Raw genomic sequence first — 23,618 nt, forward strand, 5'->3', positions numbered from 1 at the left:
ATGTCGGTCCGGCATGTCCGGACCGGTGATGGATAAACGTGAACGCAGGAGGCGCAGAACAATTCGCCTGAGGCGCAGGCAGCGCCGCAGGTTATCGGGCTGTCGCCCTTACGCAGCAAGCCAAACGGCGTTTCCCCTCTGGCGAGGATGCCGGCGTCACGCCTGTAAGCGTCGCGGAAGAAACCCAGCGCGTCAGTCGCTCACCAAATGCCGTCGCCCTCGGGCGCAGCGGTGGACCAAACGGTATGATTCGGTTGATTAAAATGCACAATTCTGTAACAGTTATCCGCGATAGTCTGCAACCGACGCAATGACCCCGCGCCCTCACAAGGAATGCCACAAGGTAGCTCACCATGACGCACAGTAAAATCTCTCATCACGCTCAGAAACTGAAATCATCGGCTATTCGGGAGCTGCTAAAACACAGCAAAATGCCCGGTGTCCTCTCGCTGGGCGGCGGCATTCCGGACCCCGGACTGTTTGATCGCGACGGGCTGCAACTGGCCATGGACAAAGTATTGTCAGACGGCTGGCAGGAGGCCTTCCAGTACGGGCTTACCGAAGGTATTCCGGAACTCCGCGCGGCTATCTGCCAGCTAATGCAGCAGCGGGCGGTCACCTGCGACGTAGACGATGTACTGGTGACCTCCGGATCGCAGCAGTCGCTGGACATTCTGGCGCGGGCGCTGATCAACCCGGGAGACGTGGTGGTGGTAGAGCGGCCAACTTATTTAGCCGCACTGCAGGTCATGCAGCTGGCCGAGGCCAGCCTCATGTCGGTGGGCAGCGACGGCGACGGTATGATTGTCGACGAACTGGCCGAGCGGCTGAAAACCACCCGGGTGAAAGCGGTCTACATTGTTCCTACCTTTGGTAACCCCAGCGGCGTCACGCTGTCAGACGCGCGCCGTCAGCAGCTGGTTGCGCTGTCGCAGCAGTACGATTTTGTGATCATCGAAGACGATCCCTACGGCGAAATCAACTTTACCGATCGCACCTTCACGCCGATCAAAGCCTGGGCAACAGAAATGGGCGCAGGCGAAAATGTGGTTTATACCTCAACCTTCTCCAAAATCCTCGCGCCGGGCGCAAGAGTAGGGTGGCTGGTGCTGCCGGTGTGGCTGAAGCGTCCGGTAGCCAGCCTGAAGCAGGCGACGGATCTGCACACCAGCACCTTATCGCAGGCCTTCACCTGGCGCTACCTCGACAGCGGTCGCCTGCCGCAACAAATTCGCCTGATCCGCAATGCCTATCAGCACAAGTGTCACCTGCTTAGCGCGTGTCTGCAGACGGAGTTGGGCGATCAGATCCGCTTCCATCAGCCCATGGGTGGCATGTTTCTGTGGGCCACGCTGCGCGATCGGCGTAACACCACCGACTGGCTGCAGACCACGCTCAGCAACGGCGTCGTGTATGTACCGGGTGAATTTTTCTATAGCGATAATCCCGACCGGACCACGCTGCGGCTGTCATACGTCAGCGCCTCGGATGCCGATCTGCAGGAAGCGGTACGGCGCCTGAAAGCCTCGCTGTAAGCGGGAGTAAACGGCCGACGCCATCCCGGCATTCGGCCACAAGGAGCGTTACGACCAGCCTGTTTCCCGCGGGGATTGGGTGCGATGTCTCGCGGCCACTTGTTGAGGCCGGGTGCGGAAATGGCTGGACGATCGACATCGTCGGGCACAGGCATAGCCGTGCTTCGTGATTTGACGGACGGCCCTTCCTTTCATTCATGTGTAAATCGTGGTGTGCATACGGCAGGATCGCCTACCGGCATAGAGACTGTTCCATTTCAGTTGAGTCGCGTCAGGCGTATAGTGGGCATAATGTAACCTGACAAACAAAAGGATTTGTTATGTCTCAGCCCGAGAACGGCCCATTTATCCCGGCCATCCGCTGGCCGGTACCGAAAAACAACCGGGGCGGGGAGTTCAGTCATCTCGAGGAGATGCTGGCGCATCTGGAGGGGGAAGCCACCGGACACTGGCTCATTGGCCGCAATGGCATGTGGCACGGCGGAATTCATATCACCGACACCACCACGCCGTGGTGTGCTCTCAGCGGCCAGGCGATGAATGAGGCCGTTGATTTCCCGGTGCCGTTTAAGGGGGAGCAGGCCGTGCGCTGTATGGCGGACGGTGAGGTGGTGGCCTACCGGATTAACCGGGATTACCTCACCGTGCCGTGGTACTGGGGAGATTTGCACTACTCCGGATCCTTTGTGCTGGTCCGCCACCGTATACAGCCAGGAAAAACGGCAGAAAGCGGGCTGACCTTTTACACGCTGTACATGCACCTTGCGCCCTGGATGGCCTACCCGGAGCAGGACAGCACGGCGTTCAAAGTGGCAGACGGCCAGCACCTGAAGGCGTATGTCGATGAATCCCGGCAGTGGGTGGCGGCAGACTTGCCGCCCGGCACGCGGGTGACATGGGACAGGGCGGTGAGCGCCGACACGATGACCGGGAGCAACGGGCGGCAGTATGCGCACGTTACGCTGGCCGAGCCGGTTGCGGGCCGCATGAGCCTGAAAGCCGGTGATCGGGTATGGACAGTATGCGGCAAAGGGAATCTGGTTCCGGCCCGCGACAGCGCCACCCGCCCGGCGTGGTGGTCCCCGTTCCTGCCGCCGTCACGTGAAACTGTGCAGTTTGATACGGTGGTGTGTCCGGCACCTTATCCGATTAAGGCCGGGGACCCGGTGGGGCATCTGGGCTATTTTCAGGTCCCCAGCGAAGACGGGCATGAAAAACGCTATCAGGTGCACATTGAGTGCCTGACCACCGACGACCTGCCGCGCTTCCTGAGCAACCCGGAAGGCGTGGGGCGCGACACCCCCGCCTTTGCCCGCTGTCCGAAAGGTATTCCGGTGTACCTGCAATTCAGCAGTGGAGACATACAGAAGGGCCTGATAACCACGACGAGCGACACGGTGATGGCGCTGTCCGGGCAGGCGGTGACGGACAAAGCGGGGAAGCGCTACTGGCCGGACGGATCGGCGCACGGGCTGCTGGCGGAGTCGGATATGCAGCTGCTTTCCCGGTATGACCTGGCGGGTCGGGGTTTTGAGACCACGGAGGACAGCCCGGCGAGCTTTGACCACCTTGACGGGAAGACGCAGCCGAAAGGGCTGGTGAAGACGATTTTTGAGCGGTTCTTCAACGTAGCGGATAATGACGGGCAGCCCTACAGCAAGGCGGAGGCGTTCAACTACCGGCAGCTGCTGGACAAGATTGATGATGGAAAATCCACCTGGTATAACGCAGAGCAGTACCGGCGTGCGGTGCAGAATCGGTCAATGCGCGATCACCTGAACAGTCTGTGCGTGAAGCACCCGAGCGACTGGTACTACTCGTCGGAAACGCCGGTGTGGAAAGCGTTCTTTACGCCGCAGCTGAAAAAAGAAGCGCCGGAGTGGTACGCTTACAGCATGAAGTTCCTGACGGATATCCGCTGGATGTACCGTGTGGCCGGGATGGTGGAAAATCCGTGGCATATGCACCCGCTGGTGTTTCTCGATGCTGTTGCAGAAAAATTTAGTGACACGATCAATTTTGACACTAGTTTAGGTGTTTACAGAATATCCAAAAAATCAGCAGATTTAATTTTAAAAGCTGAGGGCTATCAGAAATCTCCTTATGTGCCAAAAGGTAGTGGTTCTAGTGGTGTAACTATTGGATATGGTTATGATTTAGGGCAGCAGACTGTATCTAACATGAAAACAATGCTTTCAGATTTTTTTACTACGGAGCAATTAAGCCGATTAGAAAAAGCCATTGGATTAACAGGGAGTAATGCTATAGCTATTATCCCTTCGTTAAGGGATATAACGATTAGCAATGAAGATGCTGTATCTCTGGCTATGAAGATAAAATTAAAATATGCACAAATAGTTGTGGATACATATCCTGAGGTTTTAAAAACGCATCCTCATTGTCAGGGTGCAATGCTTTCATTGGTAATTAACCGTGGGACGTCCTTTAGTAAACCGAATGTTGAGTCTCGTGTTGAAATGAAAAATATACATGATGACTTTGTTTCTGGGCGGTTGGCTGATATCCCTAATCAGTTCCGTTCAATGAAAAGACTTTGGATTGGGAAAGGGCTCGATGGGTTGGTGACCAGGAGAGAAGATGAAGCTAAATTATTTGAAGAAGGGCTATCTGAATGAAAAAAATAATTTTTCTTTTTTTTATGAGCTTTTCTGCGTTTGCTCATGCACACTGTGCAAGTGCAAATACCGATGAATTGGAAAAATGCTCTTATAGTGAGTATAAAGTACAGGATGATACTCTTAATTATTTATATCAAACTATAATTAAATCATTTCCCGATATAAAGTCCGAGGTGAAGGATTCTCAGAAATTATGGATTAAGAGCAGGGATGAAATTTGCGCATACACTCCTGATGATGGGAGTGAGTATAAAATAAGTCAAAATGCTTGCATGTCCCAGCAAACATACGAGAGGAATCGTGAGTTAAAAGCCATCATCGCAAAAGAGGCCAATAGACGTGTGCCACAATCAATGCCAGATTCTAAATGGAATGACTACATAAAACGTCATTGTGAGTTTATGGAGAAGCAGTTCTCGGATACTGGATGTAAAGATAGAAATCAGTTTCTTCATTCATCTCAATAATGAAATACTACTCTGATGAAAAGGATCTTCTTGAGATCCTTTTTGTCTGAGCGTAATCTCTTGCTCTGTAAACGAAAAACCACCTTGGAAGGTGGTTTGATCGAAGGTTCAGTAAATCGGCAAGTTTCTGAACCGTGGTAACTGGTCTTTTGCGGGAACAGTCACCAAATTCGTATACTCAGTTTAGCTGCTATAAAGCAGCTTCTTCATGAGAAAAGTAACTTTTTCACATCAGTGTTCCCGCGATCTCCAGTTACCAGTGGCTGCTGCCAGTGGCGTTTTTGCGTGCTTTTCCGGGTTGGACTCAAGTGAACAGTTACCGGATAAGGCGCAGCAGTCTAGACTGGCCCCATGAACCTCCAGACAACTGGTATCACTTAAGTTAGTGATAGTCTTAATACTAGTTTTTAGACTAGTCGTTGGAGTCCGGATGATTGATGTTTTAGGTCCAGAGAAGCGCAGGCGGCGCAGTGTTCAGGAAAAAATCGCCATTGTTCAGCAGAGTTTTGAACCCGGTATGACCGTGTCACTGGTTGCCCGTCAACACGGCGTAGCGGCAAGCCAGTTGTTCCTTTGGCGCAAGCAATATCAGGAAGGCAGTCTCACCGCCGTTGCCGCTGGTGAACAGGTTGTACCCGCATCGGAGCTGGCCTCTGCGATGAAGCAAATTAAAGAGCTGCAGCGCCTGCTGGGAAAGAAAACTATGGAAAACGAGCTGCTGAAAGAAGCCGTTGAATATGGCCGACAAAAAAAGTGGATAGCGCACGTGCCCTTGTTGCCGGAGGATGGCGAATAAGCCTCGTCAGTCGTTACCTCCGGGTCTCACGTGCGCAACTGCATGCCATGGCCCGTCGGTCGAAGAACTGGCAGGATCGCCGGTGCAAGTGCAAGCCTGATGATACAGAAGCGCTGGCCCGTATCCATACGGTTATCGGCGATCTGCCTACCTATGGTTATCGTCGGGTATGGGCACTGCTGCGCAGACCATCAGAAACTGACGACATGGCGGTGATCAATGCTAAACGTGTATAAACGTTCGCACTGGACTGCTGCGATCGCGAGGCACTGCACTGGGCGGCCAGTACCGGTGGATATGACAGTGAAACCGTACAGGACGTCATGCTGGGTGCGGTGGAACGACGCTTTGGCCGCAACCTGCCAGTATCCCCAGTTGAATGGCTGACAGACAACGGTTCAGCTTACCGTTCTCATCAGACGCGTCAGTTCGCCAGAATGGTAGGGCTGGAGTAAACATACGGCGGTACGCAGTCCGGAAAGCAACGGGATGGCAGAGAGCTTCGTGAAAACGATGAAGCGCGACTATATCAGCATCATGCCGAAGCCCGACGGGTTAACGGCGGTAAAGAACCTTGCGGAGGCCTTCGAACATTATAACGAATGGCATCCGCATAGTGCGCTGGGATATCGTTCGCCACGGGAATATCTGCGGCGGCGTACCAGTAATGGGTTAAGTGATAAAAAGTGTATGGAAATATAGGGGCCAATCCATACAGCAAGGCGGATGCGTTCAACTACCGGCAGCTGCTGGACAAGATTGATGATGGAAAATCCACCTGGTATAACGCAGAGCAGTACCGGCGTGCGGTGCAGAACCCGGCAATGCGTGACCATCTGTACCGGCTGTGCGTGAAGCACCCGAGCGACTGGTACTACTCGTCGGAAGCGCCGGTGTGGAAAGCGTTCTTTACGTCGAAGCTGAAAAAAGAAGCGCCGGAGTGGTACGCTTACAGCATGAAGTTCCTGACGGATATCCGCTGGATGTACCGTGTGGTAGGGATGGTGGAAAATCCGTGGCATATGCACCCGCTGGTGTTTCTTGATGCTATAGCTATGAACGCTAAGATGTGGGTGCTGGGTACAACGTCAGAACACTATGAGTCCGGTGGAAGAGGGCCTGGCGTTGTGTCTTCAGGGCGGGGGGATCATGGTGGGGCTTCGTATGGATGCATCAGTTATCTTCTAAACTAGGCGTTGTGCAGGATTATATTCAGCAATCAAAATATAAAGATAGACTCACCGGTTTGCAGGTTGGGACACAAGAATTTAATACTGAGTGGAAAAAAATAGCTAGCGAACATAAAGAGGAATTTTCTCACGAACAATATCTTTTTATAAAGAAAACTCATTATGAAGTACAGCTAGGGTTCCTTGCTAAAAAAGGTATTAATATAAATCATAAGCGAGCGGCTATACATGACATGATATGGTCTACTTCAGTTCAATATGGACCATATACAGACATTATAATTAAAGCCACAAAAGAGCTTTCTTTTGAAACTGCTACTGACGCTAAAATTATAACTGCGGTGCAAGATTATAAGTACGCGCATGTAGAAACAAAATTTGCTAGCTCCCCAGCTCTTTGGTCTGGCTTGAAGGATAGGGCTGTAAGTGAGAAAGCTAAGCTATTGGATTTGTCTCAATATAATTATGAGGTCGAATAATGATGAAGTTTATTAATTTTGTTGGTGTGGCTATCTTTGCAATGTCTTTTTCTGCATTCTCACAAAATGTGAGTGAATATAGTAAAGAGTATGCTAATTGTATATCTAAAACAGAAAATAATCCCATGTCAACGGAGTGCGTTGACTCAGAAATAAATGCACAGAACAAGTCAATAGACTCATTCATTGGTAAGCATGGAGATATAACCTCTCCAGAGGATGGTAATACTGTAGATCTCAAGTCATTCACTGATAATCAGCGTAAATACATCGATGGTAAATGTGACTTGTGGCTGAAAACTGGAGGGCAAAACGGAATTCTTTTAAATAAACAGTGCGTTTTGGATGAAACGATTTCGCTTAAAAAGTTGTTGTCTAACTTTGTTAGTTCAGTTGATGGTTAATTAAATCATGCGGAGGATCTTCTTGAGATCCTCCATGGATCGTCGTAATCTCTTGCCCTGTAAACGAAAAAACCCGCCAGAAGGCGGGTTGGTTCGGGTTCTTCGAGCGGCAAACTCGTTGAAACCGGGCGATAACTGATCTTCGCAGGAACAGTCACCAAATCAGTACAGTCAGTTTAGCCGCTATAAATGGGCTTCTTCAAGAGAAAAGTAACTTTTTCACTTCACCGTTCCTGCGATCTCCAGTTACCAGTGGCTGCTGCCAGTGGCGTTTTTGCGTGCTTTTCCGGGTTGGACTCAAGTGAACAGTTACCGGATAAGGCGCAGCAGTCGGGCTGAACGGGGAGTTCTTGCTTACAGCCCAGCTTGGAGCGAACGACCTACACCGAGCCGAGATACCAGTGTGTGAGCTATGAGAAAGCGCCACACTTCCCGCAAGGGAGAAAGGCGGAACAGGTATCCGGTAAACGGCAGGGTCGGAGCAGGAGAGCGCAAGAGGGAGCCACCAGGGGGAAACACCTGGTATCTTTAAGTCCTGTCGGGTTTCGCCCGTCCTGTCAGATTGATGGTTGAGCCTCACGATTCTCAAAGATGCACGCCATTCACCGGCAAAAGTCCGGCGAGATACGTGACAACCCCGAGGGAGTGAAGGTGTGAGATTATTTTTTCCGCAGACTTGAACCGTTTTGCCTCGAGAGCGGCGTGCAGGTACAGTTCGCTGTAGCATGGAAGCCATCAAAGAGGAGGTTCATAGCGTCTTTGCTACTCAGTAACAGCCGGGGGCACAACGCATGTTTTGTTTGAGCAAGGCCCCGGAACGCCCATGGGGCAGAAGAGGTACAGGAGGATACCATAGAGTAATGTACCGTAAGCGTTATAGGCCGTGGATCTCGCCAGTCATTTATAATTTAACATAATATACATTATGCGTACCAATGGTGTAGGAGCTCAATGATAATGTCTATTTGTGGCTCATTAGGAATGTCCAGGCTATAGTTTTCAAACAGACGCCTTATGATAAAAGCCGGACTCTGGATCCCCCGCAGACAACGGCCGCCCAAAATTCATCAGCCCCGTTACCGACGTCCCTGTACCGGCGAACTGATCCAGATAGACGGTTGCGACCATCACTGGTTTGAAAATCGTGGTCGGCCCTGTACTGCTCTGGTTTATGTTGACGATGCGACCAGTCGACTCATGCACCTGCTGTTTGTGAAATCTGAATCCACATTTACCTATTTTGAAGCGACACGTGGCTATATCGAGAAATACGGTAAACCCATGATCCTTTTTGAGATCCCCGGTTTTTCAGCCATCAACCGGTATTCTTCCGGCGTCAGGTTATTCAGGGATTCATGAGGTCGCTCGCTGTTGTATTCATTCAGCCAACGCTCCGTTATCTCCCGTGCCTCATTCAGTGTTCTGAATAGATAAAAATCCAGTATTTCTGTCCGGTATGTTCGGTTAAATCTTTCTATAAATGCGTTCTGTGTCGGTTTCCCCGGTTTGATAAATTCGAGAACCACACCATGCTCTTCTGCCCACTGCGCCAGAGTCAATGATATCAGTTCCGGTCCGTTATCCANCTTTTTGAGATCCCCGGTTTTTCAGCCATCAACCGGTATTCTTCCGGCGTCAGGTTATTCAGGGATTCATGAGGTCGCTCGCTGTTGTATTCATTCAGCCAACGCTCCGTTATCTCCCGTGCCTCATTCAGTGTTCTGAATAGATAAAAATCCAGTATTTCTGTCCGGTATGTTCGGTTAAATCTTTCTATAAATGCGTTCTGTGTCGGTTTCCCCGGTTTGATAAATTCGAGAACCACACCATGCTCTTCTGCCCACTGCGCCAGAGTCAATGATATCAGTTCCGGTCCGTTATCCATCCGTAATTTCAGTGGATATCCACGGTTTGCCACTATTCTGTCCAACACTCGAACGACACGCTGTGCCGGGATATTCAGGTCTATTTCGATAGCCAGCGCTTCACGGTTAAAATCATCAACAACATTAAAAGTCCGAAAACGGCGGCCACATGTCAGCGCGTCGTGCATAAAATCAATCGACCWGCTCTGGTTTAGCGCCTCCGGTGTAGCCAGGGGTGCCGGATTACGCACCGGTAGCCGTTGCTTTCCCTTACGACGAAAATTCAGTTTTAACAGGCAGTAAATTCGGTGAACACGTTTATGATTCCAGGCATTTCCCTGCCTGCGAATGACCTGAAAAAGCTTCTTAAAGCCGTATCGCGGATAACGTTCAGCCGCTTCAGTCAACGCCTGAACTACGGRTTCGTCACGCCGGGTATCCGGCTGATAGAAAAATACCGTCCTGCTCAGTGATAATGTCCTGCATGCCTGACGTACGCTCATCGCAAACTGCGAGATCAGATAATGGGCGAGCTCACGCTTTATCACTGGTTTTAAAGCTTTTTTTCAATGACATCCTTCAATGCTCTGCATTCGAGACTCAGGTCAGCAAACATCTGTTTAAGACGCCTATTTTCATCTTCCAGGTCTTTAATTTTCTTGATATCAGAAGCTTCCATTCCGCCATATTTCGCTTTCCAGTTGTAATAGCTGGCTTCTGAAATAGCTGCCTCACGGCAGACATCTTTCACCGTTCGACCGGCTTCAACAGACTTCAAAACGGCGATAATCTGGTGCTCAGTAAATCGGGCTTTACGCATAACGATCTCCTTCTGGGGACATATTCAGTATGTCGGAAGATCTCTAAAAGTGAATGGTTCTTTTTGCAGGGATACTTACANGGTCAGCAAACATCTGTTTAAGACGCCTATTTTCATCTTCCAGGTCTTTAATTTTCTTGATATCAGAAGCTTCCATTCCGCCATATTTCGCTTTCCAGTTGTAATAGCTGGCTTCTGAAATAGCTGCCTCACGGCAGACATCTTTCACCGTTCGACCGGCTTCAACAGACTTCAAAACGGCGATAATCTGGTGCTCAGTAAATCGGGCTTTACGCATAACGATCTCCTTCTGGGGACATATTCAGTATGTCGGAAGATCTCTAAAAGTGAATGGTTCTTTTTGCAGGGATACTTACAGGGCTATCGGCAAGTATATTGATGTCTGGCACTATCCTGACGGACATAAGGAACTGCGACTAAATGGAGTGCTACTGCCCTACTCCACTTATGACCGGCTGTCGGAAGTTGATCCCGTCGCGATTGTGGACAACAAAAGACTGGGCCATGTGCTGGATGTTGCCCGTCAGGTACAGGCTAAACGGGACAATAACCGGTCACAGTCGGTACCTTCTGGCGATGAAGCTTCCCGCAGGCGGCATGCACCCAGCATTAACAAATCTCAGCGTTTACTGAACGAAGATGACCTGTTTGAGGCTATGATAAAGCTCCAAGGGCGCTCTGAGGCCATCTTTGGTAAAAGATGAACTTGAAACCAGACCCCACAGCACAGCGGCGATATGTGCGATGTGTTGCGGCCATTGGAGTCACTTCCTGAGAAAATTTTTGGGAAATGAAAATAACTTCAATGATATTATATACAAAGAAAAGCTTCGGGAAACCGGAGTGAAGTTTTGGAGTCACAGAAGCCAGTACCGCTTCACGGAGCATCACATAGCAATCCCCCTATCCCTGAGGTAACTATATGGACTTTACGGAATATCAAGAAGAAATAATCGAAGATGTAAAATCTTGCCTTGAAAGCTTACAAGTCCAACCCATTTTATTCATGGGTGCAGGAATTTCACAACGATATATAAAAGCGCCTGACTGGGAAGGTCTATTGAAGCAACTTGCCGAAATCTGCCCTTTGATCAAACGCCCTTATGGTTACTATAGCCAAACAAAGGGTGATAACAAGCCATTGATTGCTAGTGATTTTTGCGACTTTTATGCTGAGTGGGCTTGGGATGAGGGTAAGGATCGCTATCCAGAAACATACTTTGAAGGAACGACTTCAAAAGATATTTATATAAAACATGAAATTGCATCCCTCCTGAATGAACTATCAAATTCCGTTGATTTCTCGAATATGGAATATACAGAGGAGATTCAGAAGTTACGGAAGGTCAAACCACATGCAATTATCACGACAAATTATGATGATACATTAGAAAAAATATTTGATAACTATCAGGTAATAGTAGGTCACAACGTTGTTAAAGTGAATTATTCATCTTATGGCGAAATTATGAAAATTCATGGTAGCAGTCATGAAGTTGAAAGCATTGTTATTACAAATGAAGATTATATCGATTTTTATAAACGCAAGAAATTATAAGTGCTAAGTTGCTAACATATTTTGCTGAACATCCTTTGTTTTTCTTTGGGTACAGCATCAATGATGAAAATATAAAGGCAATCCTCTCTGATATAGATGAAATCATAGCGCCCAATAATGCGTTAATTCCAAATATTTATCTCGTCTCCTTCAGTATGGATTGCGAGGCCACAGGTTCTCATCAAAAGGAATTGTTAATCGGTGTTGGTGAGAATAAAAGCATTCGAATCAAGGTGATATACGCAAACGATTTTGGCTGGATTTTTGATGCGCTTTCATCTAATACACCAGAGATTAGCGTAAATCCAAAGCTTGTACGTGCATTTTTAGCCAGAACGTACACTTTCGCATCAGAATCATTAGTAAAACAAGAGCTTCCATACGATTTTGAAATGTTCCGTGATATTGCAGAGCATGATGATGCATTAGCAAAAATGTATGGCATTGCTGAGCTCAATAATGGACAGGCTTTAAATGCTAGTTTCCCATATACAATGTCTGATCTGGCTAAGATTCTCGACATGGGTTCGTGGCACTATGTTAATCAAGAATTTGAAAAACTAAGAAAACTAACCGACTTCAATATTAAAGCATCAGACAACAATTATCATGTTTTCATAAAATCGGGTAAGAGTGGTGTCGGGAAATATTCACCTGAGGCACTTGATTTATTGCGGAAGTTGATAAATGGGGATGCTTTTGAGTTAAATCCATAATTAACTATGATGTGCATGATGACATTATGCTAAAGAGGCCGCTGCGTAAGAGATTTTCGCAGCGGCCTTTTCAACATATGGACATTTCTAATGAGCCAGCAAATAGACATTTCTATCGAGCTTTGACAAATGGTGTTAGAACCATTTAGTTATGTCACTTTTTATCCAGATAGAAACGTCACCTTAGAGTAAGCTAAATTGAATGCAATTCTAAGGGGCTCAACGGATGTTGGTGACCATGTCAGATAAAGAGATCCACCGTTTACCGGTGATACAGGCTGTTTGTGAAAAGCGCCCACGCCGTCACGATGCAGCGTCACAGCTTGGCATCTCAGAACGTCAGACGCAACGGCTTATCAATTGTTACCGAGTTTCAGGTGCTGAAGGACTTGTCAGCCGCAAACGTGGCCAGACCAGCAACTGCCGGTTGACCGAATCTCTCAAACTACGCGTGCTCAAACTGATACGTGATAATTACAGCGATTTTGGACCCACGCTGGCCGCTGAAAAACTCAGAGAGCGCCATGATATCCGGCTTTCAATCGAGACCGTCCGCAACTGGATGACGTCTGACGGACTCTGGGTTTCGCATAATAGAAATAATTCATCTAAAAATAATCTATTAACACTAGTCAATCACTCAATAGCTAAAAGAAGTAAACATCATGAATGCATCTAATTATTTTTATGGTTTGTGTCCGAAATGCAATGAGATAAATAAGTTAGTCATTACAAGCTGGAATGAGCTCAATAATAAATTTTCTATTGGCGATAAATTTGATGTAGAGGCCAGCCACGAAGTCTCATTGTCTATATGTTGTGACAAATGTAAAAAAGCATCATCCGGCATGACTCACTATGATTATGATGGCCCAGATATGGGGCCGCTTAACCATTATGGTGATGCAACAGGGAATATCTCAGAGTCATTAAAATCTATCCTTCAACACATTGTGTATGATGTACCACCGCTGCGAACCAATAGCAGTTTGCTAGCTGAAGCACAAAAAATTGTAGAGATGCGAATGTGGAGCTCTGTAGTAATTATTTGCAGGAAGATTATTGATGTTAAAACTGCAAAGATTTGGGAGGAAAAATACCATAATGAGCAATTACCTGAAAAATTAAAAACTCGCATTGATAAATTATATCCAGAGAAAGATGAGAGGAATGGTAAAGCAAAAGTATATCACCGGGCACATGCAATAAGATTGGATGGCAACACAGCCGCGCATAAAGAGGAGCAATTTAATGAAAGCGAGGCTGTAGATATACTGTCATTCACAAAATGGTTTTGTGATGCTACCGGATCAGACTCTGGAGCTGACCAAGACGCGTTACGCTGATTTCGGGCCTACTCGGTTGTGTGTTCAGCTTCAATACAGTCAAAGTCCAGTCCGGCTAAATCGTGCTGGCTGAACTGTTCCACAACTTCCTGGTGCATCCACGTATGCGGGCGGATCTGAAAGTATGTGGCCCCGGTTTTATCCGTAAACGGGTACGTGGCATCACACGGAATAATTTTCCCTGCATCAGCGCGGGTAATGGCGCTCATCTGCTCAAAGGTATTTTCCTCACCGTCCCCGTTACGGGACGGGCAACTTCTGTCTCGCCAATTGATATGTATCGACCAGTCCTTGTGAGGATTGTCAAGATCTGCCACTATCGGATGGACGAAAAGGACACCGGCTTAGCGGGCGCCTCTTCCCTACTCCGCTTATGAACTCAATCGGTGCGCTATCGCGGATAACAAGCGCCTCGAACCTCATTATTCTGGTTAAGGACAAATGCGATCCCGGGTAATACCTGCTGAGGAAGGAACTCCATCGCTGAAAGAATAACGGATCCGGTCAGTTTCAGAAGCCGCTACCGATGTACGAAAGCGCAATGCCGTCAGGTAGTGCAAACGACTCACTCAAAGGTCGTCAGTCGGTTACCTGACTCGTCAATGACCTTTTCACCATCCTCTTTCGTGAATGCACCTTGCTGAGGCTCCGGCAGTATATCCAGTACAACGTCGGAAGGTCTGCACAGCCGGGTTCCCAGGGAAGTTACGACGATGGGACGGTTAATCAAAATGGGATGTTCGAGCATAAAACCAACCAGTTGCTCATCGCTGATTGTCTCTTCAGAAAGTCCTAACTGGTCGTAAGGCTCCACGTTTTTACGCAACAGAGCGCGGACGGTGATCCCCATATCTGCAATAAGCTTAACCAGCTCATCGTGGGTCGGGGGCGTTTCAAGGTAATAAATAATGGTGGGCTCATTGCCACTGTTGCGGATCATCTCCAGCGTATTACGTGACGTGCCGCAGGCCGGATTGTGATAGAGGGTGATGTTACTCATATCAGTATCTCATTACACAGTGACAGAGAGCCGCAGCGCCAGCGCGGCCAGGGTAACAAACAGTACCGGCAATGTCATGATGATGCCCGTACGAAAGTAATATCCCCAGCTGATGGTCATGTTTTTCTGCGACAGAACGTGCAGCCATAACAGGGTCGCCAGACTGCCTATCGGCGTGATTTTGGGGCCCAAATCACAGCCAATGACGTTGGCATAGATCATGGCTTCCTTAATGACACCAGATGCCGTGCTTCCGTCAATCGACAGTGCTCCAACCAGCACGGTTGGCATATTGTTCATGACCGATGACAGGAATGCAGCCAGGAAGCCCGTACCCAACGTCGCCGTCAGTAGTCCTTTATCCGCCAGCATATTCAAAGCGCTGGACAGGTATTCCGTTAAGCCCGCATTGCGCAGACCGTAGACCACGAGGTACATGCCCAGTGAGAAAATAACAATCTGCCACGGCGCTCCGCGCAGCACCTTTCCGGTATCGATGACCTGCCCCCTTTTCGCGACGACGACAAGTACCGCTGCGCTGACGGCCGCAATAGCGCTGACAGGTATTCCCAGCGGTTCAAGGACGAAGAACCCGCTAAGCAACAGTACCAGAACCACCCAACCGGCTTTGAAAGTCGCGGGGTCGTTAATGGCACTGGCAGGGACTTTTAGCAACGTCACGTTGTAGGTTGCAGGAATATCCCGGATAAAAAATAGATGCAGCATGCCCAAAGTGGCCGCGATGGCAGCAATAGCAACAGGAAGCATGACGGATGCGTATTCCGTAAAGCCAAGCTGGAAGAAGTCGGCAGAGACAATGTTCACAAGGTTCGACACAGTAAGCGGCAGGCTGGCGGTATCGGCAATAAATCCGGCGGCCATGACAAAGGCCAGCGTTGCCCGGTTGCTGAACCGCAGTGCGAGCAGCATAGCGATGACAATCGGGGTCAGGATGAGTGCTGCGCCATCATTAGCGAATAACGCCGCAACAACAGCTCCTAACAGGACAATCCAGGTAAACAGCAAACGACCGCGCCCGTTGCCCCAACGGGAGACATGCAGCGCTGCCCATTCGAAAAAGCCCGACTCATCGAGCAGCAGGCTGATGATAATCACCGCAATAAAGGTCGCAGTTGCGTTCCAGACGATAGTCCAGACGACCGGAATGTCGCCCACATGGATAACCCCGGACACCAGGGCCAGTCCGGCCCCAATGCTGGCGCTCCAGCCGATACTGAGCCCCCGGGGTTGCCAGATAACCAGAATCAGCGTCAGTATAAAAAGAGTACCTGCCAGTAACATTTCTGACTCCATTATATATGACTTAAGGTATGCGTTGAATCAGATCAGCAGGAGGATGCTGAATTTTTCCGCTGCTGACGAACCTCTTCTCGCAGACAATGCCAGGATGTCGTGATGGTTTCAGCCGCCCATGCGGGCATATGTGGAGAGAGTCGATAATGGATCCACTTTCCTTCCCGACGATCCAGCACCAGCTCAGCCTCTCGCAGAATTGCCATGTGCCGGGAAATTTTGGGCTGCGACGCCGAGGTGGCCCCGCAAATATCACACACGCACATCTCTCCCGACTCCCTGAGAAGCATCACGATAGCCAGACGGGTTTCGTCTGACAGAATTTTGAAAAGCTGGAGGGGCTGTAACATTTTCTCTTCCGGCAAACCTGGAATATACATATGATAAATCATATGTGTTACTTTGAACATCGCCGATTTTAGAGAGGAAGAATAATGGATCAGTTTCCGGCCCTGAATGCTGAATATTTCGACAAGCAGATTGCTGAACGTCTACAACACCCGGCACCACCGCGTATCCTGATCCTGTATGGTTCAGTGCGTGAGCGTTCATACAGCCGTTTTGCCGCCGAGGAAGCGGGTCGGCTACTGACCGCCATGGGGGCTGAAGTCAAAACGTTTCATCCGTCCGGTTTACCTCTGCCTGATGATGCGCCGGACACTCACCCTAAAGTGACGGAGCTGCGCGCACTGGTGAGATGGTGTGATGGCATGGTCTGGAGTTCCCCGGAGCGCCACGGGGCGATGAGCGCGATAATGAAGGCACAGATTGACTGGATCCCTTTGTCAGAAGGCGCGGTTCGCCCTTCCCAGGGAAAAACGCTGGCAGTCATGCAGGTCTGTGGCGGGTCCCAGTCCTTCAATGCCGTTAATCAGATGCGTATTCTGGGACGCTGGATGCGCTTATTCACCATCCCGAATCAGTCCTCTGTGGCGAAAGCCTGGCAGGAGTTTGATGAAAACGGGCGCATGAAGCCATCCTCGTGGTATGACCGAATCGTGGATGTAGCAGAAGAGTTGTTTAAAATCACACTGCTGCTAAAAGGGCATACGGAGTACCTTGCCGATCGCTACAGCGAACGTAAGGAAAGTCATCAGGCACTTTCAGAGCGCGTTAACCAGGCCAAAATTTAACAGCGCGCGATGCCTGCCGGAGCAATAAGATGAGGGGCATCGCACTTCAACATGAATAAAACATCCCTGACGTAGGGCATCTTTCGGTATCCTGGCGGGTAACCTCTTTGACGGTATCGCTGAGGAAGCAATGTGGATACCAAAAGCGATCGTGCGCTAAAGCTGGCAGCCGGCCACCTGGTTTTCGTCGCTGTTGCTCAGTCGTGTCAGGCGACCTGTCCGATCTGCCCGGATGGCAGTAACTGTCCTTCAGCAAGCGCCCCAACTCCGGACGTTTGAGGTTTATACCGCTGATATTTTCCGGTAGTCACGGGATATTTTATACCCCTATACCTGAATGAACTGTTCCAGCACCCCATTGTGCCGATCGGCGCGTTACATTAACCCCGCCGGCCACGCCTGAATCCCCTCCTGCGCACACTCTCCAGAGTGACGATACCGCCTTGTCTCTGACTGCGGCGTTTTAAACGTACGCTCTCTGTTTTTCTCTAAAACTTTGCCTGATGGCCTCTATTGTCCACATCCAAAACGCGGTACCCACGAACTCTGACATTATGGGCTGATACCCTGCGGTCCATAACCAACCAGACAGTCCTAACAATGGAACAATTAATCCATGGGCGAAAACTGACACTAAAAAACCAAAAAACAGGCCATGCAGTAACTTTATGCGTGGGAATAACTCAACCAGCGCGCAGTAAAACATTGCGATAACAACAGAGAACACGATATGCACGCCGTTGCCGCCCCAGTTTATTGTGTATCCTAACCAATGATAGTTTAATGCATCCACATTCACACCCAGCTTCTCAAGCAACAACATAGGGGGCGGTGTGGTTTCTGCCGTTCTTGGCGGTATTAACCCCTCAAATCCGGATTTGACTAATGCGGAAATCACGCCGGCAACCAAACCGGCGACAAGTGCCGGCCCTAATCTTCCGTGTTGTTTACAACTCATTTTAAGCCTACCTGTCGCATCTCATCAGATAAATAGTTCATCGCATCTTGTCATCAGGATTAAGTGGCTATGATACAGAAAATAGCCCGCTCAACGTCCCCAGTGCCCAGTGCCTTTTCTTGACAGCGTTTATCTTAACATCACCATTCATGCTTCACGGTGAACAGCGCGTAAACAAAGCAGCGGTTAACGTTTAGTGGCTAGTAAGCAGTTATCTTATCAAAGTGATTAATGAAATATTTTTGAACGGTAATAGAGATACCTGTGGACGCTGATGGCACGGTGACAGCCAGCGCGCCGGCTCTCTTTTCATTACCGGCGCGGTGCCGCGCACCCGGGCCGATATTCAGGTTGTCGTTTCCCGCCCGCAGCTGGCCTGGCGCCCGTTTGTGCCACTTTCACTGATAGTCAATGGTCAGCGTAGCATCGGCATCGGCAGTGCCCGGCTGTGGAGCACCAAGCGAGGCATAGCGGGCAAAAAAGGTCAGCACGGCATCCCCCTGCTCGCTGGCCTTGACCCGGGTGGGCGTACGGTTGATCGCCAGCGGCGTGCGGTCGCTGTTGAGCAGCTCTACCGCGACGTTTTTTGCGCTGCTGTTGTCGTTAAGCGCCAGCAGCGCGGGCTCTGCGCTGGCCGATCGCCCGACAAAAGTAATCGCCGGCTGGCTGGCGGGCGGACAACCGGTCAGCGATATGCTAAACGGAATCGCCCGCGTACGTCCGCCGGGCTGGCCGAGATCGCGCGTTGCCCAGCGCCCCAGCTGGACGGTTTTGTCGCTGTCCTGAGCGGCAACGGTACAACTGTAATTGATCACCGTCGCGCGCAGTTCGATATTCACCTGGCCCAGGGGCGCACCGACGACGGGCGCGTGGCACAGGGCACAGAGCAGCAGCGTGGATAACCTTCTCACAAGATCCCCCTAATCGAAATCGACGCGCAGGTAACCGCGGGTGGTAAATTCACCCTCCCGCGGTTTGCGTCCGGTAACGCTCACCGGCCACGCGCGGATACCCACACTGGCGCTGGCATTGTCATCCAGCGCAAACTGGATGCGACTGTTTAAGGTATTGGGCGTTAGCGGCTTCCCACTGGCATCGGCAATGATAAAGCCTGCATCAGGATTGTCGGAGACCAGCATATTACCCGCGGCCGTATCCGCTTCAATGCGCAGCGATAATAACGCCTGTGCGGCAATGTTTTTGCATTGGATAGCCAGGGTTTTGCTTTGCGGCGCAATCCCCGCTGGCCGCCCACCTGGCCCCGCTTCGCTGAACTGACGAGCGGGAATATTGCCGAAATTAAATGAGACGATCTGGCCGGCATTGATCTCGCAAGACTGCGGAACGGTAATTTTTGCCGTCAGATAGCCAATGACAAATGGCGAGCCGGTTCCCTGCCCTCGCCCGCCCTGATTAGCGTACAGATAGAAAATGGGAATATGATTGACCCAGCTGGCACCGACAAATTTCCGTTTTACGCGTAGATTGATTTTGACGCTGCTTCCCGTGGTAGCAAAGCTGCCGCAGCCTAACGCACTGGAACAGTCATTCTGCACGTCGGTAAAGGGAACGTTGCGGAATCCTCCCCCGTTGCGGGCGTTATACACCATGATTTGCGACGCAATCTGCAGATAATCATTGCCGCCGATGTCATACCACTCACCGTTGCCATCGGTGAAGTTATAGGTTAGCGTTTCACCGGTTGTGGCGGTGAAGTACGTATTATCGGTAGTGTTACACGCGCCGCCAATCTTATAGCTACCGCTGGCTTTTTGCTGCTGCCAGCCGGTTTTATAGCCAATATAGTTTTGCTGAGAATCAAAATTGAGATTGAAGTTATAGGTTTGCACCCCGCCCCCCTGCAGCGAACAGTGGGCGGCGTACAGCGGCGCCGAGCACAGGCTGAGCAAAACGATAAACAGTAAACGCATAGTGTTGACCCTGTTCTGCAAAAATTATGGCGACGCGCAGGTGGCAATCGCCGTGGTGACCGGCTGCTGCATACTGGTTTCTGGCAACGCATAGTGGGCGCGACAGCGCTGATCCTTTCCTTTCCCCCACTGAATAATCAGTGTTCCCTTTAGCGGTAGTCCGCTAAGGAAGGTCTCTCCGCCGTCGCCTACCAAGCTGGTGACGCCGCTCTGTTCTTCACGCACCACGGCGCCAAACGGAACCGGTCGCTGTCCGCGCTTCACGGTGATCATTGCGCGGACGCCCACGCGGGTGTTAAAACTGGCTCGGACGATGGCGCCTTCGGTGGGCACCACATCACTGACGCTTTTTTCAATGTCGGTATGATCATCGAGCGTAGCGTTATCCAGCGCTATACGGTTGTGACGGTAAACGGTGGCGTACGGCACAACGGCGTACCCACGCCAGTCGGTCTTGATATTACTCTGGTTCTCTATACCTACCCCCGCGGCGCCCGGTGCCTTAACCAGCACATTCGTGTCGCCCAGCATGGAGGAAAAAGTGACACCGTCACTATGAGCAATCACGCCCCCGGAGGCCTGCCAGTTCACCTCCTGCTGACGCGACGTGCGGGTCCAGGTCCCTCCGAGCTGGCCGTAGCGGCTTTGCCAGTCTGCGCTAAGGCTGTCGCTCTCTGCCCCCTGTTGGCTACGCCCCTTAGCGATGTTGTAACTTAAATTGCGCTCCTTCAGCAGCGTTCCGCCTACGCCGGCTTGCCAGCTGCTGCCATTTTGCGCGCTCTGGCTCAGGGATGAGGTGGCCCAGGTCCGGCTGAGCGCGCTGTCCCGCGCCTGGCCGGCGCCAGAAAATAGGCTGAACGGCACAGAGAGATTCACGGCCAGAATCCGATCGCGGTTCTGTAATCCAGTCGAACGGTGTTGTGACCAGGACAGTGAGTAACTGATCCCGTGCCAGCTGCTGGCATAGCCAAACTGATAGGTGCTGTTAGTTTCGCTTGTCCCCCAATAGCTTTGCTGGCTGCCGGAAAAATAGAGCGAACCGTAATGGCCCAGCGGTTGAGAGAGACTGGCCTGAATTCGCCCTTTTTTGCTGTAGCGCAGGTTGTGATACTGCGTGTCCACCGGCGCGGTGTGCCGTAGCGCATTTTGCTGCGGCTCAGGCTGTGAGCGCCCCGTCATGCTGCGCCACGCCACATCGTCCAGCGTATAAAAGCCGCGCGTAGAATAGCGATACCCCAGCAGCTGAAAGTTAGTGCCGGTTTGCGCCAGGCTCTTGGCATACAGAAAACGCAGTGACTGGCCCTGGTGACGCGAACCGTCGGCCAGCTGGCTTTGGGCGGTGGTGAGGTCCATCGAAAATGCGCCCCAGCGTCCCATGTTTTTGCCTACCCCCAGCGAGAAGGCGCGATAGCGTTCAGCCAGCTGCGTACCGGCAAAGGCCGTATAGCCGAGGCCCAATCCGGCGATCGCCGTGGCCTGGCCAAAGGTCGGATCGCCCTGTCCCGCACTGCCGCTGCGAAAGCGGCCGGCCACCAAATCGTATTTTAAACGCCCTTCACGCTGCAGCAGTGGCACCGTAGCATAAGGCACGGTATAACGCTGAATCCGGCCGTCGCTCTCCTCGATGGTGACCGCCAGATCGCCGTTTGATGAGGTGGGCGTCAAATCGGCAATAGCAAACGCCCCCGGCGTCACATAGCGCTGATCAACCACGTAGCCATTCTGGCGAATCACTACCTTGGCGGCGCTTTGCGCAATGCCCCGTACCACCGGTGCATAGCCCTGCAGGCTATCCGGATACATCATATCCGACGAATAGAGACGCGCGCCGCTAAAGCCAATGCTATCAAAGACCTCTCCGCCGGTGGTACTTTGTCCGACAACCAGCGCGCTTTTCAGCTTGACGATGGCGCGCTGCAGATAGGTGTTGATGTTTCGCCACTGGCTGCGGCTGCCCGCGTTCCCGGCAGACGCGCTCCAGGCACCGGTATTGCGTAATCGCCACGGCCCCCAGTTCGCACCACTCTGCAGATTGAGGTAGTAGCTGTCGCCGTCGGTGCCGCGATTGCCAGAAAATTGGTAGTTCATCAGCAGGGCGGAAATACCGTTATCCCATTTGTCGGGCGAGATATCGCCGCGTGCGCGGTTATCCATCGCCGCCTGCGGCAGGCTGATATCAAGGCGCAGTTTGGCAAAGTTGACGTCAACCTGCGCACCCGGGATTATCTGACTGACCGGCAGACAGGTTCCCGGTTCGGCCTGCTTCAGCGCCGGTAGCGCGTCGCCATTCACCCCGAGGCTTACCAGCCACTGCGCATCAATACAGGCCGTCAGTCCGCCGGACGCCGGCCCCGTAGCGCTTCCCGCCGGCGCGTCAATAAAACGCACATCCTGGGTAGCGATAAACTCGTTATTGCGCCACACATCGACACGATACACACCGGCCGGCTGGTGATGCCCCTGCTCAAAACGGGACAGATCGGCAACGCTTGCGGCATCGTCAGATAAAAACGCCGGATTAAAGTAGCTTTCTGCCCGGGCGGTAACCGACAGCATAAGCAACAGTGCAGCGGCGGATGCCCGCGACCGCAGGGTGGCTGTCGCCTGAGGGTGTCTCATCTGGATGCCCATGCCCGTTCAGTCAGCGACTTACTGCATCACGCCGGTTTGCGACGTGGTCAGGCCACCGTAATCATTCACGGTCTGAAACGTAATGCGACCCTGCGCGGCGCCGGGCAGCGCGACGGATGCGTTGCCGTGCGGAGGCACCATCACATTGGCCAGCGGCGTACTCCCCAGTCGCAGGTTAACCACCGAAAGATAAAACGGCGTGGGATTATTGAGCACCAGGCGATCGCGCTGGCGCTGAAAACGCAGCCGATCGGCCAGATTCTCCGGCGGAGTGCCCAGCCCGGCCGGGCGGACAAACAGCTTGATGCGAGACAGTACCGCCAGCTGCAGAACGTTTTTCCCGTCTACGGCGCTTTTTTCAACCGACGGGATGGCTTTGACGTTCAGCCAGAACACCGATTCCCGATCCTCAGGCAGGCTGCCGCCAAGATAGACGATACGCAGCGTATTTTCGCTGTTCGCCTCACTGACGAATAGCGGCGGAGTCACGACAAAGTTTTTCACTTTCTGTTCCTGGCCGTTTTCAACCCAGGCATTGATCAGATAGCGATCCTTCAGACTGTTGTTGATGATCGGCAGCGAGACCTGGCGCGCATCGGCGGGATAGATAACCCGGGTAGCGCCGAGCGCAACGCCACCGTCTGCCTGTGCGGACGGCGCGACAGCCGTAAGAGATAACATCGTCAGCAGCACAGCTGAAAGCAATGATTTCATAATGAGAATACTCTGGTTAATCGCGTCAAAGTGCGCCCGCGTCCGTACGAACGCGGGCAAAGCCCCTTCCCTGGGGCCATCATTTCCCGATGCTGGCGTTA

At 51.3% G+C, this 23,618-nt stretch carries 17 protein-coding genes and 7 pseudogenes; 13 read left to right on the top strand and 11 right to left on the bottom strand.

The window, feature by feature from the left end; all coding sequences use genetic code 11:
- Positions 1-353 precede the first annotated feature (353 nt).
- The 7 genes and pseudogenes from BS626_RS07405 to BS626_RS07445 form a co-directional block, all read left to right on the top strand.
- Positions 354-1,535, top strand: a complete 1,182-nt coding sequence (locus BS626_RS07405; RefSeq protein ID WP_075181751.1) for a PLP-dependent aminotransferase family protein — start codon at positions 354-356, stop codon at positions 1,533-1,535.
- A 320-nt stretch (positions 1,536-1,855) separates the two neighbouring features.
- Entirely contained in the window at positions 1,856-4,171 is a 2,316-nt protein-coding gene (locus BS626_RS18680) for a pesticin C-terminus-like muramidase (RefSeq protein WP_075181752.1), read from the top strand.
- Entirely contained in the window at positions 4,168-4,641 is a 474-nt protein-coding gene (locus BS626_RS07415) for a lysozyme inhibitor LprI family protein (protein ID WP_075181753.1), read from the top strand. The genes BS626_RS18680 and BS626_RS07415 overlap by 4 nt, the downstream gene beginning before the upstream one ends.
- Before the next feature lie 430 nt (positions 4,642-5,071).
- Positions 5,072-6,139, top strand: a pseudogene (locus tag BS626_RS18105) (integrase core domain-containing protein).
- A 365-nt stretch (positions 6,140-6,504) separates the two neighbouring features.
- A pseudogene (locus BS626_RS18325) lies at positions 6,505-7,106 on the top strand (hypothetical protein).
- Complete coding sequence (locus BS626_RS07440) at positions 7,106-7,510, top strand: hypothetical protein (protein WP_240494279.1); 405 nt, start codon at positions 7,106-7,108, stop codon at positions 7,508-7,510. Before BS626_RS18325 ends, BS626_RS07440 begins: the two are co-directional and overlap by 1 nt.
- Positions 7,511-8,515: 1,005 nt before the next feature.
- Positions 8,516-8,845: pseudogene (locus tag BS626_RS07445) on the top strand (ISNCY family transposase); the annotation flags it as partial.
- Here BS626_RS07445 and BS626_RS07450 read toward each other — a convergent pair.
- The 3 genes and pseudogenes from BS626_RS07450 to BS626_RS07465 all read right to left on the bottom strand — a co-directional run.
- Positions 8,767-9,093, bottom strand: a pseudogene (locus BS626_RS07450) (integrase core domain-containing protein); the annotation flags it as partial. The pseudogenes BS626_RS07445 and BS626_RS07450 overlap by 79 nt on opposite strands.
- Positions 9,075-10,195 (bottom strand): IS3 family transposase gene (locus BS626_RS07455; protein WP_371328486.1). Its coding sequence is split into 2 segments (ribosomal slippage): positions 9,075-9,943 and positions 9,943-10,195, totalling 1,122 coding nucleotides; the frame shifts between segments, so codons are not numbered across the junction. The gene BS626_RS07455 and the pseudogene BS626_RS07450, both read right to left, overlap by 19 nt.
- Before the next feature lie 82 nt (positions 10,196-10,277).
- A pseudogene (locus tag BS626_RS07465) lies at positions 10,278-10,493 on the bottom strand (transposase); the annotation flags it as partial.
- A gap of 79 nt (positions 10,494-10,572) precedes the next feature.
- Here BS626_RS07465 and BS626_RS07470 point away from each other — a divergent pair.
- The 5 genes and pseudogenes from BS626_RS07470 to BS626_RS07485 all read left to right on the top strand — a co-directional run.
- Positions 10,573-10,920: pseudogene (locus BS626_RS07470) on the top strand (ISNCY family transposase); the annotation flags it as partial.
- Positions 10,921-11,138: 218 nt separating this feature from the next.
- Entirely contained in the window at positions 11,139-11,774 is a 636-nt protein-coding gene (locus BS626_RS18775; protein WP_240494280.1) for an SIR2 family protein, read from the top strand.
- Positions 11,775-11,782: 8 nt separating this feature from the next.
- Entirely contained in the window at positions 11,783-12,490 is a 708-nt protein-coding gene (locus tag BS626_RS18780) for an SIR2 family protein (RefSeq protein ID WP_240494281.1), read from the top strand.
- A gap of 238 nt (positions 12,491-12,728) precedes the next feature.
- Positions 12,729-13,097: pseudogene (locus BS626_RS07480) on the top strand (helix-turn-helix domain-containing protein); the annotation flags it as partial.
- Between the two features lie 58 nt (positions 13,098-13,155).
- Positions 13,156-13,836 carry a DUF4145 domain-containing protein gene (locus BS626_RS07485; RefSeq protein ID WP_083615913.1) on the top strand — a complete coding sequence of 227 codons (681 nt, stop codon included), beginning with the start codon at positions 13,156-13,158 and terminating at the stop codon, positions 13,834-13,836.
- Positions 13,837-14,401: 565 nt separating this feature from the next.
- Here BS626_RS07485 and arsC read toward each other — a convergent pair.
- From arsC to BS626_RS07505, 3 genes are read right to left on the bottom strand one after another with little or no spacing between them, the layout of a single operon-like run.
- Positions 14,402-14,836, bottom strand: a complete 435-nt coding sequence (arsC, locus tag BS626_RS07495; protein WP_075181759.1) for a glutaredoxin-dependent arsenate reductase — start codon at positions 14,834-14,836, stop codon at positions 14,402-14,404.
- 12 nt (positions 14,837-14,848) lie between these two features.
- Positions 14,849-16,138 (bottom strand): arsenic transporter, encoded by a 1,290-nt coding sequence (locus tag BS626_RS07500; RefSeq protein WP_075181760.1) that lies wholly within the window; start codon positions 16,136-16,138, stop codon positions 14,849-14,851.
- Between the two features lie 44 nt (positions 16,139-16,182).
- Positions 16,183-16,500 (bottom strand): metalloregulator ArsR/SmtB family transcription factor, encoded by a 318-nt coding sequence (locus tag BS626_RS07505; RefSeq protein WP_075181761.1) that lies wholly within the window; start codon positions 16,498-16,500, stop codon positions 16,183-16,185.
- An 84-nt stretch (positions 16,501-16,584) separates the two neighbouring features.
- Here BS626_RS07505 and arsH point away from each other — a divergent pair, with 84 nt between their 5' ends.
- Positions 16,585-17,283, top strand: a complete 699-nt coding sequence (gene arsH, locus BS626_RS07510) for an arsenic resistance NADPH-dependent reductase ArsH (RefSeq protein WP_075181762.1) — start codon at positions 16,585-16,587, stop codon at positions 17,281-17,283.
- A gap of 463 nt (positions 17,284-17,746) precedes the next feature.
- Here arsH and BS626_RS07515 read toward each other — a convergent pair whose 3' ends face one another.
- From BS626_RS07515 to BS626_RS07535, 5 genes are all read right to left on the bottom strand, one after another.
- A complete protein-coding gene (locus BS626_RS07515) occupies positions 17,747-18,241 on the bottom strand; it encodes a DUF1440 domain-containing protein (RefSeq protein WP_075181763.1) in 495 nt (164 codons plus the stop codon).
- Between the two features lie 398 nt (positions 18,242-18,639).
- The gene (locus BS626_RS07520) at positions 18,640-19,152 is read right to left on the bottom strand and encodes a fimbrial protein (protein ID WP_075181764.1); all 513 of its coding nucleotides are present in this window, start codon (positions 19,150-19,152) and stop codon (positions 18,640-18,642) included.
- 9 nt (positions 19,153-19,161) lie between these two features.
- Entirely contained in the window at positions 19,162-20,172 is a 1,011-nt protein-coding gene (locus BS626_RS07525) for a fimbrial protein (protein WP_075181765.1), read from the bottom strand.
- A gap of 24 nt (positions 20,173-20,196) precedes the next feature.
- Positions 20,197-22,791 carry a fimbrial biogenesis usher protein gene (locus BS626_RS07530; RefSeq protein ID WP_075182091.1) on the bottom strand — a complete coding sequence of 865 codons (2,595 nt, stop codon included), beginning with the start codon at positions 22,789-22,791 and terminating at the stop codon, positions 20,197-20,199.
- 30 nt (positions 22,792-22,821) lie between these two features.
- Positions 22,822-23,517, bottom strand: a complete 696-nt coding sequence (locus tag BS626_RS07535; RefSeq protein ID WP_075182092.1) for a fimbria/pilus periplasmic chaperone — start codon at positions 23,515-23,517, stop codon at positions 22,822-22,824.
- Positions 23,518-23,618: the final 101 nt, after the last annotated feature.

It is taken from the genome of Pantoea sp. 1.19 (assembly GCF_001922585.1).
In the GTDB taxonomy this organism is placed as follows: domain Bacteria; phylum Pseudomonadota; class Gammaproteobacteria; order Enterobacterales; family Enterobacteriaceae; genus 1-19.

Bases quoted from the DNA above. Each gene is read 5' to 3' on its own strand.
- arsH (WP_075181762.1), top strand. From the start codon at position 16,585: ATGGATCAGTTTCCGGCCCTGAATGCTGAATATTTCGACAAGCAGATT.
- BS626_RS07440 (WP_240494279.1), top strand. From the start codon at position 7,106: ATGATGAAGTTTATTAATTTTGTTGGTGTGGCTATCTTTGCAATGTCT.
- BS626_RS07500 (WP_075181760.1), bottom strand. From the start codon at position 16,138: ATGTTACTGGCAGGTACTCTTTTTATACTGACGCTGATTCTGGTTATC.
- BS626_RS07485 (WP_083615913.1), top strand. From the start codon at position 13,156: ATGAATGCATCTAATTATTTTTATGGTTTGTGTCCGAAATGCAATGAG.
- BS626_RS07530 (WP_075182091.1), bottom strand. From the start codon at position 22,791: ATGAGACACCCTCAGGCGACAGCCACCCTGCGGTCGCGGGCATCCGCC.
- BS626_RS18775 (WP_240494280.1), top strand. From the start codon at position 11,139: ATGGACTTTACGGAATATCAAGAAGAAATAATCGAAGATGTAAAATCT.
- BS626_RS07515 (WP_075181763.1), bottom strand. From the start codon at position 18,241: ATGAGTTGTAAACAACACGGAAGATTAGGGCCGGCACTTGTCGCCGGT.
- BS626_RS18680 (WP_075181752.1), top strand. From the start codon at position 1,856: ATGTCTCAGCCCGAGAACGGCCCATTTATCCCGGCCATCCGCTGGCCG.
- BS626_RS07405 (WP_075181751.1), top strand. From the start codon at position 354: ATGACGCACAGTAAAATCTCTCATCACGCTCAGAAACTGAAATCATCG.
- BS626_RS07505 (WP_075181761.1), bottom strand. From the start codon at position 16,500: ATGTTACAGCCCCTCCAGCTTTTCAAAATTCTGTCAGACGAAACCCGT.
- BS626_RS07535 (WP_075182092.1), bottom strand. From the start codon at position 23,517: ATGAAATCATTGCTTTCAGCTGTGCTGCTGACGATGTTATCTCTTACG.
- BS626_RS07415 (WP_075181753.1), top strand. From the start codon at position 4,168: ATGAAAAAAATAATTTTTCTTTTTTTTATGAGCTTTTCTGCGTTTGCT.
- arsC (WP_075181759.1), bottom strand. From the start codon at position 14,836: ATGAGTAACATCACCCTCTATCACAATCCGGCCTGCGGCACGTCACGT.
- BS626_RS07525 (WP_075181765.1), bottom strand. From the start codon at position 20,172: ATGCGTTTACTGTTTATCGTTTTGCTCAGCCTGTGCTCGGCGCCGCTG.